Genomic DNA, 13,544 nt, shown 5'->3' with positions numbered 1-13,544 from the left:
TGCCGGTGTGTTGCGAAGTCCAGGTACCGGGTGGGCATCACCCGTCTCGTGCACCGCCGGTCGTCAGGCCGGCGTTGCCGCCGCAGCCGGGGCGCTGTCCCCGGCTGCGGCGGCTGTTGTGTCATTGCGATGCCTGCTGGCAGATTTCGGAGTCCGACAAGACTCGCTGGTAGGCGCGTGCGTCGTCGATGTCGCCGCGCCAGGTGTGCCCGATAACGAATGGCCTGGTGGCCGACCACTTCGTGGGTGCCGTGGCTTCGGCGACTTCGCCTGCGCAGGACTGCGGGTCACCCATCACGTAGACGCGCATCTTGCCGGTGGCCTGGTCGTAGCGGCCGGCCACGTGCACCCACTCGTTGTTGGTCGGCTTGCCCACGTTCTGCCCGGCGCAGGCGATTACCTTCGTCGCGCCAGGGGTGTCTTCGCTGGCCATGGTGAAGCACCAGCCACCCCGCGCGCCGTTGGCGTCTTGGCGATACTGCAACTGGAAATTCGACATCGAGACGCCGTCCTGGTGAAGGAATGTCTGGATAGACCCGCCTGCGAGATCGGACGGCCGTGCCCACGCCATTACCGTGAAGCTTTTCGTGGTGTCCAGCACAGGCCCGCTTGTCGTTACCCCGTCCCCGGTCGCACCGGACAGGTGCACGGCGTTGTTCAGCTTGCCGGCCACGAAATGCGCGGTGCCGCCGAGAGTGCCCGGATTCGAGGTACTGAATCCGCTGCCCCTATCTGCCGCAGTCTTCACCGGGTCGGACTCGTCGAAGGTCCACAGCGAGTAGGCGTTCGGAACGGGCGAGACCCAGAACTGGTAGTCGTAGGTGTTGCTCGTGTTTCCGGCCGTGTCCTTGGCCTTCACGTGCATGGTGTGGACCATGTCGGTGGCAGGCGTGTAATTGGCGTACGTCATCATTGGCGGGTCCGCTGCGGCTGTCGTGGTCGCGCTACCGCCATCGACGTCCCACGTGTACTCGCTCGCGCCGGAGGCAACCAACGTAAAGCGGCCCGCCGTGCCCACCGTGGCACCCCATGCCTTCGACGGATACTGCGTCGAGGACACGCTATAGAGAGTGGGTGGGGTGGTGTCGATGGTAAAGCTGTACCAAGGACCCCAGCCGCTCCACAGGCCGGCCTCGTCCGCAGTGGTGGCGTGCCAGTAGTAGGTGGTGTTCGCCGTCAACTTTCCCGCCGGCACCTGTGATGTGGCGATGCCGGTCGCGTTGCCGACCGTCGTGACGAACGACCGAGGCATTGCCGTGCTGCTCACCACGATCGGCGCTGACAGGTCCGCCGCCGTCCGAATCTCGAATGCTGTCTGCAGTGCGCCGCCGTAGGGGTCCTGTACCTGCGCCCGCAGGGTTGGTGTCAAATTGCGGACCACCGCCGGGGACGAGCACTGCTTGTAGCAGTCCAAGGTGGTCGTGAACGACAGACCCACCGGCGGCACCGGCTTCACGTCGAAGGTCGCCACCAGGTAGGTCTTGTCGGTGTAAAACCTCTTCCACCGCTGCTGGTCCGACTCGTACTGATCACCGGTGTAACAGGCACACAAGCCCACCCAGTATGAGCTCGTGTTATTCACCTGCGCCTGCAGGTCACTGAGCAGCGTCGCGCCCTCGAACACCGCGTCCGCGTCCGGCTGGATCGACCCGCACCCGCCTGCCTCGTTAGCGTGTCCCGCCCACGCATCCAGGTAGACAGCTGCTGATCCCAACGGGCGTGCGGTCCAACCCATCCGGTCGCCACTGGCCGTCGACCAACTGGCCGTTCGATACAAATACACATACGTCGAGTCACACGAGTACGAGTGATCCAGCTTCATCTGAATCTCCGCCGTCAGCACCGTGGTATTGCTCATCGCCGACGTATCGAAGCTGAAGTACGACCGGTACAACGCACCCGTCTCTGGGTTCAGGCCAACACGGGCCGCCGTGGTGTCGTTGTTCTCCCCGTTGCTCGTCGCGTAGGCCCACTTCGAACTCTGCCTGCTGAAGGCCGGGTCGATGAACAACGGAAACGCCGACGCTGGCGAGGTGAGCATGTCCGAGTCCGGCGTCAACACCAGATCGCCCGCGGAGACCGCCACCGCAACTGCAGCGGAGGAGGCCAGCTCACTCGGCCCCTTCGCTGTAGAGATCAGATCCGCGGAATCTGGGGAGCCGCTGGCATCGGCACTATCCGCAGTGCGTGCCGCTGGTTCAGTGGCCGCGGCGGGCTGAATCGCGTCGGCAGAGATCGACGAGTCCCACATGACGGCTGGCGACGCCTGCAGTAGCGGCTCAGCGTCCGCGCTGGCGAGGTCCAGCCCACCCTCTGCGGTACGCGTCACCCGCATGTCTCCGCCGAGTCCGTAGCGAATTTCGTGCAACGCCGGATTCGCGGCAGCCTCGGGCGTGAGCACCTCCAGCACGTGACGGAAGCCCGCCCTGCCCGCGATGACGTGCAGGTTCACATCCGGCAGGACACTGTCGTAGATCGCGGTGTCACCCTCGACACGCGGTGCCGGCAGCACACCCGGCCAGCTCAACTCGAAGGTTGATCCGGCTTCACGCCACGTCACCAATGGCCCGGTGCCGCCAGCGGAGAAGATGATGTCAGCCGTGGAAGCGATCGGCGCGAAGCCACTGCCCACAGGTTGCAGGGTGGTGTCGATGTCGGCCCAGCTGCCATTCTGGCGGTGCACCCGCTGCGGCACCACCGACGACTCCAACCTGCCCACGCCGGAGGCGTCGACGAACACCTGCGTCGTCTCCGACCGCTCGCTCAGCACCTCCACGGTCTTGCCGCAGCTAGCCGCGACCCGCTTAGCGGCCTGCGCGTCAGCCACCACCGAAACTGAACAATCCTCCGCGGCGGCCGCGGACGGCGGCGCCGCCACCGCTGAGGCGGCGGTCGCCACCAGCGTTACGACGAGTGCATGCACGCCCGCAGGGCGGCCCCACATTCCCTGCCGTGCGGACCTTCTCATCACCTTGACGCCCCCGTAGATCGATAGGTAGCGAGAACGTAGATCAATCAACGCAGGTGCGGTAGACCCAAGATCGGCCGTGAAGGCCTCACCCAGGACGCGACGACCGGCCGAGGGCCCCGACACAGTCGACAGTGGACATCCGAGCAGGACCGAACTCCTGGTCACCGCGCCGCAACGCACCGCACATCCTTCGAGCATCACGTGATGTGATGTGGGTCATAGACATGTGTGACAGCTTCGGCGTGAGAGGTGGTTGACGCACATGTCGGAGGTCAAGCCGCAGCAGCGAAGCGGCGGTCACGTTCAAGCCTCGCGCACCAGGCCATCCCGGGGCAGTCGCTCCAACCCGTGGCCCGCATCCGCCTTGCGCTGAGCTGCCAGACTTGATCAACCGGCTGGCATGTGGTGGTCGATGAGACGACGGCGGTGCGTCGCACAGACGGCCGAGGGCTTAAACGTCCAAGCGCGGCTACTGAGGCCGAGTTGGCTTGCGATGAGCGCGAGAACTCGGCGATCGATTGGTCTCCAACCGCGAGCCATGGGGAGGTTTGGAGTGGCTGCGGGCGGCATGCTGCTGCCGCCTCGGCGGTTTCGAGGAGCTCAGGACGTCCGCGAAGGTGCCGGATTCTTGACGCGGCAGCCCGCCCTCAAGGAAGGGACCCTCGTCGGCGGTAAGTCCGGTTGCGGCGCATGGAGGCAAATCTTTGCGATGGTTCTCCACCTCTTCACAAACACGGCTGTCGATGGAGATGCCCGTTGGAAATGGCCGCTGTCCACACGACCTTCGGAGGCCCTGATGCGAGCAAGCCGACTCCCCACCCGAACTTCAACTTGGCGGCGACAGGTAGCCGTAGCAGCTGCGCTCGTCACGGCCAGTATCGGTCCGGTTGCGGTGAACGCCCAGACGGCCCTGGCCACGCCCCCGGGAATTCCGTCCAAGGCGACCGCGCAGTCGCAACTCAACGCCCTGACCGTCAAGACCGAAGGCTCGATCAGCGGGTACTCCCGCGACTTGTCCCCGCACTGGATCCCAATCAGCGGGACCTGCAACACCCGGGAGACGGTCCTCAAGCGGGACGGCACGTCCGTCGTGACCGACAGCAGCTGCGCCGCAGTGTCGGGCCGCTGGTACAGCCCGTACGACGATGCGACCTGGTACGCCGCCTCCGACGTCGACATCGACCACGTCGTGCCCCTCGCCGAGGCATGGCGGTCCGGCGCCAACGACCTCAGCCACCCGCAGCCGATCGCCGTCACCGACAACGTCAACCAGGCCAAGGGCGACCAGGACCCGTCGACCTGGCAGCCGCCGCTGTCGTCCTACCGGTGCACCTACAGCAAGATGTGAATCACCGTGAAATACAGCTGGGGGCTGAGCCTGCAGCCGTCAGAGAAGTCCGCCCTGCAGAGCATGCTGAACCGCGTGAGCTCTTGCTGGAGCCCCTGGTGCCTTGGGCTCGAGGACGCCCTGGAGTTCCAACGCAAGCGCCGGCACGCGAAGGTTTCTGTCGTCCCCGCCATGGGTCTTGGGGTCTGTGGCGTGCGGGAGCGATCGTTGATCTAAGTGACGACCTGGGGAGGAACGCATGGATCGGTGGACCTTAGGGCAGGTGGACCAGTGGCTTGACTGGGTGCACGATCGCCACGACGAGTTCGACTACCGCTACATCTACTTCGCGTACCTGGCCGCACTCGCGGGTGAGCCGCGCAATGATGAGATCGTCATGACAATCGAGCCCGACGGTGGTGTGGTGTTGCGGGCGGGGACCGGTGATCGTGGGCTGTGGCTGGCGGGCGATGCCGAACGGGCCCAGTTTGTCGAGCATGTGCGGCGGCGGTACTGCGGTGACCGGTATCCGAGCATGCGGGAGTGGGAGGAGGCCCAGCATGCCGGCTACCTCGAAGACACCCAATGGCGGTTCGGTAGGTGAGCCGCCGAGCGCAGCACCGACGGTCTGCACCAGACCGTAGGCGGGTCGCGCGCGGGTGCGCCGTGATCGACGTCAGCTAACGGGCCGCACACGCTCGTGCGGGTCGTGTTGGCGGGTTGTCGCTCACTGCGCGAAGCAGCGTCGGTCCCATCGATGCGGCGATTTGATCTGCTGCCACTGGCGACGGGACGGGTGGGTTCCGCCACCGGTCATGCTTGCTGTGGGTAATTCAAGGGTGACGTGAATGTGATCCTCATGTTTGACTATATGCATGCGGGCGGGGGAGGCACGGCTGGCGATCGACTGCGGCACGGCTAGCACTGGTGCCGTTCTGGCCTGGCCTGATGGCAGGTGGTCTCCGCTGTCCTTCGACGGGATGCCGCACCTGCCCACCGGTGTCTACCTGTCTGCGGACGGGGAGGTGTGGACGGGGCGGCGGGCGTGGCAGGCGGCCGCGGACCAGCCGGGCCGGTTCATTCCGAATCCGCGTCGCCCGGCCGATGACCAGCTCACCGTCGACGGCGCCCAGGTCGATGCGGTGGAGGCGATGGCCGCGACGCTGCGCCGGGTCGCCGGTGAGGCGGAGCGGATGGCTGGCGGCCCGGTTCGGGATGTGCGCCTGGTGGTGCCGGCGGGCTGGGGGCCGCGGCGGCGGACGTGGATGCGGCAGGTCGCTCACCGGGCTGGTCTTGCGCAACCTCGTCTGGTGGAGGCCCCGGTGGCGGTGGCCGAACATCTCATCGCCACCGGTCTACAACCCCCGGTGGGGTCATTCATCGTCGTATGCGATGTGGGTGCGGGTGCCGAGGTCACCGTTCTGCGCCGCGGGCCTGCCGGTTTCGAGGTTCTCGCGACCCTCGCGGATCCGGCCGCCGGCGGCGGCACAGTTGACCGCGCTCTCGCCGCCTCCCTCACAGGCGACCACACGTCGACAGATGGTGGGGGCTGGTGGGCGGTGACGGCCAGTGTCCAGACCGCGAAGGAGGCTCTGTCGCAGCACCCGGCGGTGACGATGCCGCTTCCCGACCGGCCGCCGGTGATCGTCAACAGCGGCATGCTGGAGGAGGCCGCCCGCCCTGTCGTGGAGCGCGTCGCGCAGCTGACCGGCGAGGCAATCGCCGCCGCTGAGATCAGCCCCGCTGATCTGGCCGGGATCTTCTGCGTTGGCGGCAGCGCACAGTTGCCACAACTGGACAAGCTGATCGCCGAGCGGACGGGTGTCGCCGCGACGGTGGTGACGGAACGGGCGCTCGCCGCCGCGTTGGGCGCGGCGGACGCCGGCGCCGCGAGTCCCGGCACCGGCAGCCATGTGGAGGTGCCGGTGCCGCCGGTACGGCGGGCGGTGGCTATCGCGGTGCCGGGACTGGCGTCCCTTGCCCTGATCTGGCAGTACTTCCTCACCGCGGACTACCACAATGGCAGCCGAACGCTGCCGGGCCTGCACTACTGGGTGATCTTGAACTGGGGTGAGCTGGCCATGGCGGCCGTGTTCGCCCTCCTGGCGTGCCTGGCGGCGGGCACCGTCCTCGGTTCCCTGATCGCCGCCCGCAGCCCCACCGCGGATATCAGGTCCGAGGGTGGGAAGGTCAGTGTCGGGATCCTCGCCGCGGTGTCCCTCGGGGTCGCGATCGCCGGCCTGTACGCGGTGGTCGCCAGCCAGTACTTCGGGCTGCCGGTGAGTGGGTTCCTGCGCTGGGCGTTGTGGCCGATCACGCCGATCGTGGTGATGGCGGTGGCCATGGCAGTGGTCGCCGCCCGGCAGTGGCGGGTGCCGCACGGTGGCTGGTCGGCGCTGCTGGCGGTGCCGGCCGGTTCGGTGATCACCGCCGCGACTGGGATGTTGCTGATCCAGTACTCGCTGACCGCCGACCGGTGGCCGCACATGGTGCTGTGGATCGACATCGCCGGCCGCGTCGGTGGCCTGCTGCTCGGCGTGGGCGTGGTCATGGCGCTGGTGGCACCGTTGGTGTTCCGGCTGATCCTCGCCGCGCCGCTGGCGGTGATCGCCGCGGCGATCGTCAGTTGGCGGGCCTCCGGCGTTCTCGGTGTCTTCTACGCCATCGCGGTGGCGGTGTGGTGGGCGTCCCGGTTGTGGACCCGCGTCGTCCGCCCCGCCCCGCCCACGCCCGCCGGCCAGCCCGCAGCGGTGATGCGGGGTGGTGCTGTGCCGCCGGGTGGGGGTGGGTGAGGTGCGGTGGCCGCGGCAGATTGTGTCGCTGCTGTTCGTCCTCCTGCTCCTGATCGGCCCGCCGATGGTGTTGCTCTTCGTTGTCGGCCCGCCCGTGGACGGGTGGCCGGACGGGCAGCAGGTGCGGGCATGGGTGGAGCAGCCCCTGACTGAGCAGACCTTGGTGGCGGCGTTGACCGTCGGGGCGTGGCTCGTGTGGCTGGTGCTGGCCTACACGGTCACCGTCAGGGCCCTGACCCGCCTCCGGACCGGCGCCGCGTGGCTTCGCCGTATGCCGCTGCCCACACCGCTGCAGGCAACGGCAAGCGGAATGGCCGGAGCGGCGGTGTTCACCGTCACCGCCAACACGGCGACCACCACCCCGCTGGCACCTGCTCTCCCGGTCGCCGCCGGCACGCTCGACCACCCAGGCGACACCCCCCACCCGGAGGCATACGACGGCGCCGTGCGTGATGACGGGGTGGTGGTGTCCGGCGGATGGCTGCCCCGCGAGGTCGCTGACCAGATCGCCGCGGCCGGAGCCCTTGTCTGGCTACGCCGCCGCCTCGCCTACCGGCCCCGCCGACCCGGCGGCCCCGGGCGCGAGGACGCGGACCTGGGCCCGCTGCCCGCGACTGCCACTGTCGTGCAAGCCGCCCTCGCCGACCACCCCCCGACACCGCAGCCAGCCGACCTGGCCCCTGCCGGCGACGGATCGTCCGGTGCGATGCCGGCCCTCGTCTCCGGTCTTCCCACCGCAGGGGTGGGGCTCACCGGCCCGGGCGCTATGGCTGCAGCGAGGGGCCTGCTGGTCACCGCCCTGCTGGCCGGGCGCCGGCATCCCGCGGTGTCGCTTGTCGTCACCCGCGCCGCCCTGGCCAGGCTGCTCGGCACCGCCGCCGACGAGCTGCGGCAACGCCTGCCACGGCTAGCGGTCGCGGACGGCGTCGACGAGGCGATGCGGGCTGCGGAGTCTCGGACAATCGGCCATGACTGCCGTGGGGACGAGCCGCAGTGGCCCGAGGATCCGCCGGCCGCTGCCGTCGTTGTGATCATCGACGAACCACCATCAGGCGCCGTCGTCGAGCGGTTGGCCGCCGTGTCAGCCGCCGGCGCGACCGTCGTGGCGTTGAGCGGATGGCCGGCCGGCGTGACCTGGCAGGTTGACGCCGCGGGTCACACCCACGACCGCCGCCGACCCGGGTGGGCCGGGCCGCGGTTGTGCGTCCTCGACGCGATGGCGGCAACCGACCTGCTCACCGTGATCGCCCACACCGACCCCGATCCGCCGATTACCTCCCCGCACGCCGTGCGGGTGTCCGGGCGGCGGGTGCCACGCCAGACGGCCCGACACTACCCGCGCCCGCAGGTCGACACCCTGGGGCATCGACTGGAGCTGCGGATCCTGGGAGAGCCGATCCTGGCCGTCGATGGTGAGCCGTTGGCCATCCGCCGTACCGCGGCCATGCAGGCCCTGGTGTTCCTCGCCGCTCACCCTGACGGGGCGGACAGCCGGCAACTGGTCGACGCCCTCTGGCCGGGCCTGCCCCGGCACTCGCTCACCGGCCGGCTCTACACGACGCTCAGCGACCTACGCGGAACCGTCAGAGCCGCGTCCGGGCTGAGCATCGTCGACCACACCGATGACCGCTACCGCCTCAACCCCGACCACCTGGACGTGGACCTGTGGCGCTTCCACGTTGCGGTCCAGCACGCCGCCACCGCCGTCACCAACACCACGATCGCCTGGCAGGCGGTCATCGACGCCTACCACGGCGACCTCGCCGCCGGCCGCGCGTGGCCCTGGGCGGACCCGATCCGCGAAGCCACCCGCCGGCATGTCATCGACGCCCACGTCGCCCTCGCCGCCACCGCACACGACCCGCACCACGCCCTGGCCGTGCTGCAGCACGGCATCCGCGTCGACCCCTACAACGCCGACCTACACGTACGGGCGATGAACATCCTCGCCGCCCTCGGCGACCACGACGCCGTCGCCGAAATACACCACGCCTACCTCCGCCGCCTCACCGAAGCCGGCATCGACCCCAGCGACGAAATCGGCGACACGGCCGCACGGCTCAGCAGCGCCGCGGTGCCGCACCGCTGACCCACGCTGCGTCGGCGGGGCCTGGCATGATCCCTGGCTGTGGACAGCTCACCCTTCGCTGACCAGTTCGGCCCGCCGCAGCGCCCGCCGATCCCCATCGACTGGACGGTGGTGGAGTCGTGGCTCGGCCTGCGGCTGCCCGCCGACTACAAGGCAATCGCGTCGGCCTACGGGCCGCTGGACATCGGCGAGTACGTCTGGCTCCACGTCCCCTGCGTCCAAGCGGATCGGTTCGACTACGGCACCTGGCTCCGCAAAAACCACCGATGGGCCCGGATCTCTTCCCGGCTGGTCCCGCCGCACGAGCCGCCCGCGTTCCACCCGGCCGCCGGCGGCCTCCTCGCCTGGGGCACGACCCGACGATCAGACCTGCTTCTGTGGGACACCTCCGCCTCCGACAACCCAGACGAGTGGCCCGTGGTGATATTCCACGCCGACGCGGTGCATGCTGGCGTCAATCCATGGCGGAACTTTGGGGTGCCGCTGCTGGACACGCTGACCACGCTGGTACACACCGGCCTGGACCTGCCCGGCGGTGGCCGCCTGGGCCCACTGCCGGCGAGCGCACGCCGGACCGCCTTCCTACCCGACGCCCACGCCTGGGCTCCACCGGTACCCAAACCGCGCCTGGTGCCTGAGCAGGTGCAACGCAAGGCACTCACCGCAGGCAGCGGACTGGACACACTGCGCCTCCTCGTGCCCCCACCCGAGGCGCCCTGCCTCGGCGACGGCAGATGGGACGGCCTGTTCGCCGAGCTCGGCACCCGCCTGCCGACCGAGTACGTCGCCCTCATGGGCCTCTACGGTGCCGGCATCTGGTCGAACTGGCTGCGGTTCCCCACACCGCTGCGCTCAGGCGCAACCCTCGCCGACTATGCGCGGGAGCGGCTCGGGTGGTATCGGGACCTGCGAGACGAGTTCCCCGAATTCCATCCGCTGCCGATCTGGCCGGAACCCGGCGGGTTCCTGCCGTTCGCGGACTCCATCGACGGCGACAGCCTCGGCTGGCTGACCGACGGCGACCCCGACCGTTGGCCACTCATCGTCGATCCCCGCCATCACGAGCAAGGCCCGCCGCTGCCGTGTACGCTCACCGACCTCCTGCTCAGCTGGCTGCGCGGCCAACCAGCCGCCCGCGAGTTCCCCCGTCTCGATCCGCTCGACGATCCGCTGGAGTTCGCCGACTTCCAACCCTGGACCGACACGGCGTACCGGTGAACGTCCACTGTCACGTCTGCCCAGATCGGATCCCCGCCGGCTACCGATCACTGGCGCCCTCCACGACCGGCCCTGCCCGTCGTGCCGCGCGCTAACCTGCCGCGCATGGTCTACCGCGTCGGGGACGTGCTGCGTATCTCCTGTCCATTCACGCCAACGGTCGTCACCAGAGTCAACGAGGCGTACGTCAGCGTCCGCTGGCCCTGGTGGGAGATCGACCCGGACGCCGAGGGCGTGCGCTGGAACGGCGAGGTGGCCCTGGCCCGCGCCGATCCGGACGAGTTGTACGCAACCGGCCCGCCCGCACCCCACCTCGCACCCGGCGATACCTGCCAGGTCGGTATCCCGGCGCGGATCGTCCACATCATCGAGGTCCACGAGTACGACCCGCCGCAAGAGACGGGCTGGCTGCCCCGCCCAAGCCTGAGCCTGGTTGTCTTGCACGCCGGTGAGGCTCCAGACGCGGCATCGGAATTCCAAGGCACAAGCATCGAGCCCGGCGGCGGAGTTCCGTTCACGCTCGAACTGGTCTTCAGGCCGTACGCCTTCCTCGAGGCCGGCGACGACGTTGCCGACGCCGACGGTCGTGCATGGCACTTCGACGGCCCATGGACCTGGACCGCTTACGACCGCGAGGAGGGCGTGCCGACCTGGCCCCTAACCCTACTGACCGGCCGAGCGGATCCGGCGGCCGTCGCGGCCGCGACCGCTACCGGTTCACACGAAGCCGAAGTCACCCGCTGGCGGCGAGCGGCCAGTTTGCATGACGACACCCAACCCCGATGAACAGACCACGATGCCCACAGCTACGGCGGCCCGCCAAAGATCCGGATCTGGCTGCCGACCGTGCGGGCCGCCTGTGGGCGCCGCGGTCTGTACGGGCTGTTCGACGGATGCCCGCGCGTCACGGCTTCCGGATCTGCCGATGAGCGCGTGTCGGCCGCCCGAAGGTGGTTGAGTCGGGCTCTGCGATCATCGGTGTCTGCCTGGCTGAAGCGGAGAATCATGATGGCGGTTGGGTGGTGGCAGCTGAGGCACGCCTACGGCCGGGCGACCGACACGCCGGTGCATCTGCACGACTTGGAGTTCGGGGATGCCGAGGCTCGCGAGGCGGCGGTGGACCACCTCAACATCGCCGTGCTGCACCAAGGTTTTCCCGACACAGCGACCGCGCCGGCGGTTCGGGCCGTGACGGCGCTGCTCGCCGCGGGACGGGCGCACCCTGACACGGTTGAACCGCTGCTGGAGTTTCTGGGTGACGCAGCCGTAAGTGTGACAGCGTTGGCCGGCGATGGGGACTTCGCCGAGGAACTGCCTGACCTCGCCGACGCCACGGCGGCGGCATTCCCGGTGGTGCGTGGGCTGCTGGAGTCTTGTCCGCCAGACCGAGTCCTGTTCCACGCGCAGCAACTCGTGGCGCTCACCCAGCAGACGATCCTGGCGGATAGGCGGGAGGAAGTCGCGGTCCTCGTCCAGGCGCTGGCGGATCGGGATCCCGGGCCAAAGGCCCCGTGGGTGTACTGCCTCGGCCTTCTCGGCGTGAACCTCCGCAGCCTGCTTTTCGACCCGGACCCGGCCGTCCGCCTCCGTGCCGCGCTGGCCCATGAGGATGATCCGCGCAGCCAGGAACTGATCCTGGCTGCTTTGGCGGAGCCGACGCCCGCCGGCCTGCATCAGTCGGAAATCGTCGCAGCGGCGATCCGCGCAGCCCCGCACTTCGACGTGATCGCCACGGCCGCTTGCCAGGTGGCCAGGCGGGACAGTTGGACCGGCTTCGACACCGGCTGGGGCGCCTTGGTGGGCTTCGCTTTCGCCGAGCCGTATTGCGAAGGCCGGCCCTTGACCGACGCTCAGCGTGCGCTGCTTCGGGCTCTGGTCGCCAACGACCAGCTCTGGGATCCGAAGAACGGCAGCTGCGGATACGTGTTCACAAAAGCCGGACTACCACGCAGCCAACGTGCCTGCCGCCGGCTCGCCGCGTGACGGCCGCTCAAGATCAGGCATCCTGATCTGCCGCCGACCGAGCGCTAGCCAACGTGATAGACCTTGACGGAGGCTCCGCGCGCGAGTTGTCAGGGTCGGTTGTGCACGAACCACGCGTCACCGGCGGGCAAGGCGACGGCGACCTCCCACCGGCTCAGGTCGAGGTTCGGGGCGAGCGCCTTGAGCTGGCCGGCCGCGGTCCACGCCTCGTCACCCGGCTCCGGGCGACGACCCACCTGGAACTGCAGCATGGTGCCCCACGACGCGACCAGGCGGGCGTCCCATCGGTGACGCCACTGCGCCAGCACCTCGGCGAGCGTCTGCTGGTACTCCCGTGTGAGCGCACCGTAGAAGTCCACCCAGTACCCCGAGCTGCGGACGTCACTGGTGGGCAGCAGCATGAGCAGGACGCTGTTAGGCGTGTACCAGTAGTCGGTCTGCGTCATGAAACGCACGCTGCTAAGCACCCGGGCGTGCAGGTCGGCGTCGGCGAGCAGCCGGTCGTACAGCGCCCGCTCCAGCGCCGGGCGCGGAGTCGGCAGCGCCACATCCGACACCAGGGCCGTCAGGTCGACGCCGGCGATGCCACGGGCATAGTACTCGACCTCACCCTCGTCGACCTCGTCGTCCTCGCTGTAGTGGCGGTAGGCCAGCCAGGGTTCGGAAGACTCCGCGGCCTCGGCGAACGCGCGCAGCTCCGACTCCGACGGACCCGGCTCGGGCTCGGGCCGGATCCTCAGCGTGTCGTCGAAGTCGTCGGTGACCATGACGGGCCGACGTCCGATGACCGGCACCAGTGCGTCGGCAGCTTGCCAGGTCTCCTGCAGGCGATTGGGGTCGACGTCGGTGACGAGGACGGTGCCTGACGGGCCGTGCCCGATCGGCAGGCCGGCCAGTGGCGTGCCGACGAAAGCCGCTTCGATCTGGTCGAGGTCGTTTCGCACGGTGAAAGTGTCTCCGATCATCGACCCGACGCCGCGTAGAGATGGGTGCATGCAGCGCCGCCCAGGTCCGATCGAGAGATTGCTCGCCGTGACCGGATCGCTCCCACCTTGACCGGATCCGTGACCCGTGAAGCTCGATGATCCTACGACACACCAACCAGCCGACGGACGACTGACTGCAGCGTGCACATCTAGCGCGTGTTTCATAAGGCGCGGAGCC

8 protein-coding genes and 1 pseudogene are annotated in these 13,544 nt (G+C 68.9%); 7 read left to right on the top strand and 2 right to left on the bottom strand.

Features of this window, described 5'->3' with window-relative positions; translation table 11 throughout:
* Positions 1–121: 121 nt before the first annotated feature.
* Positions 122–2,923: a LamG domain-containing protein gene (locus ACY34I_RS21130; protein ID WP_462756715.1), complete on the bottom strand. Its 2,802-nt coding sequence runs from the start codon at positions 2,921–2,923 to the stop codon at positions 122–124.
* Between the two features lie 844 nt (positions 2,924–3,767).
* Here ACY34I_RS21130 and ACY34I_RS21125 point away from each other — a divergent pair.
* The 7 genes and pseudogenes from ACY34I_RS21125 to ACY34I_RS21095 form a co-directional block, all read left to right on the top strand.
* Positions 3,768–4,403 (top strand): annotated as a pseudogene (locus ACY34I_RS21125) (hypothetical protein); the annotation flags it as partial.
* Between the two features lie 154 nt (positions 4,404–4,557).
* Positions 4,558–4,902 (top strand): hypothetical protein, encoded by a 345-nt coding sequence (locus ACY34I_RS21120; protein WP_462756714.1) that lies wholly within the window; start codon positions 4,558–4,560, stop codon positions 4,900–4,902.
* 376 nt (positions 4,903–5,278) lie between these two features.
* Entirely contained in the window at positions 5,279–7,090 is a 1,812-nt protein-coding gene (locus ACY34I_RS21115; protein WP_462756712.1) for an Hsp70 family protein, read from the top strand.
* Between the two features lies 1 nt (position 7,091).
* The gene (locus ACY34I_RS21110) at positions 7,092–9,179 is read left to right on the top strand and encodes an AfsR/SARP family transcriptional regulator (RefSeq protein WP_462756711.1); all 2,088 of its coding nucleotides are present in this window, start codon (positions 7,092–7,094) and stop codon (positions 9,177–9,179) included.
* 39 nt (positions 9,180–9,218) lie between these two features.
* On the top strand, positions 9,219–10,397 hold the full coding sequence (locus tag ACY34I_RS21105) for an SMI1/KNR4 family protein (RefSeq protein WP_462756710.1): 1,179 nt from the start codon (positions 9,219–9,221) through the stop codon (positions 10,395–10,397).
* Between the two features lie 105 nt (positions 10,398–10,502).
* Positions 10,503–11,183, top strand: coding sequence for a hypothetical protein (locus tag ACY34I_RS21100; protein ID WP_462756709.1), 681 nt, complete (start codon positions 10,503–10,505; stop codon positions 11,181–11,183).
* Positions 11,184–11,375: 192 nt separating this feature from the next.
* Positions 11,376–12,380, top strand: coding sequence for a hypothetical protein (locus tag ACY34I_RS21095; protein ID WP_462756708.1), 1,005 nt, complete (start codon positions 11,376–11,378; stop codon positions 12,378–12,380).
* Positions 12,381–12,469: 89 nt separating this feature from the next.
* Here ACY34I_RS21095 and ACY34I_RS21090 read toward each other — a convergent pair whose 3' ends face one another.
* Complete coding sequence (locus ACY34I_RS21090; RefSeq protein WP_462756707.1) at positions 12,470–13,324, bottom strand: DUF4253 domain-containing protein; 855 nt, start codon at positions 13,322–13,324, stop codon at positions 12,470–12,472.
* Positions 13,325–13,544: the final 220 nt, after the last annotated feature.

The sequence above is a fragment of the Micromonospora sp. RTBAU3-60 genome (assembly GCF_054963695.1).
The sequence above is the reverse complement of the archived record's forward strand: the minus strand, read 5'-3'. Positions and strand labels throughout refer to the sequence as shown.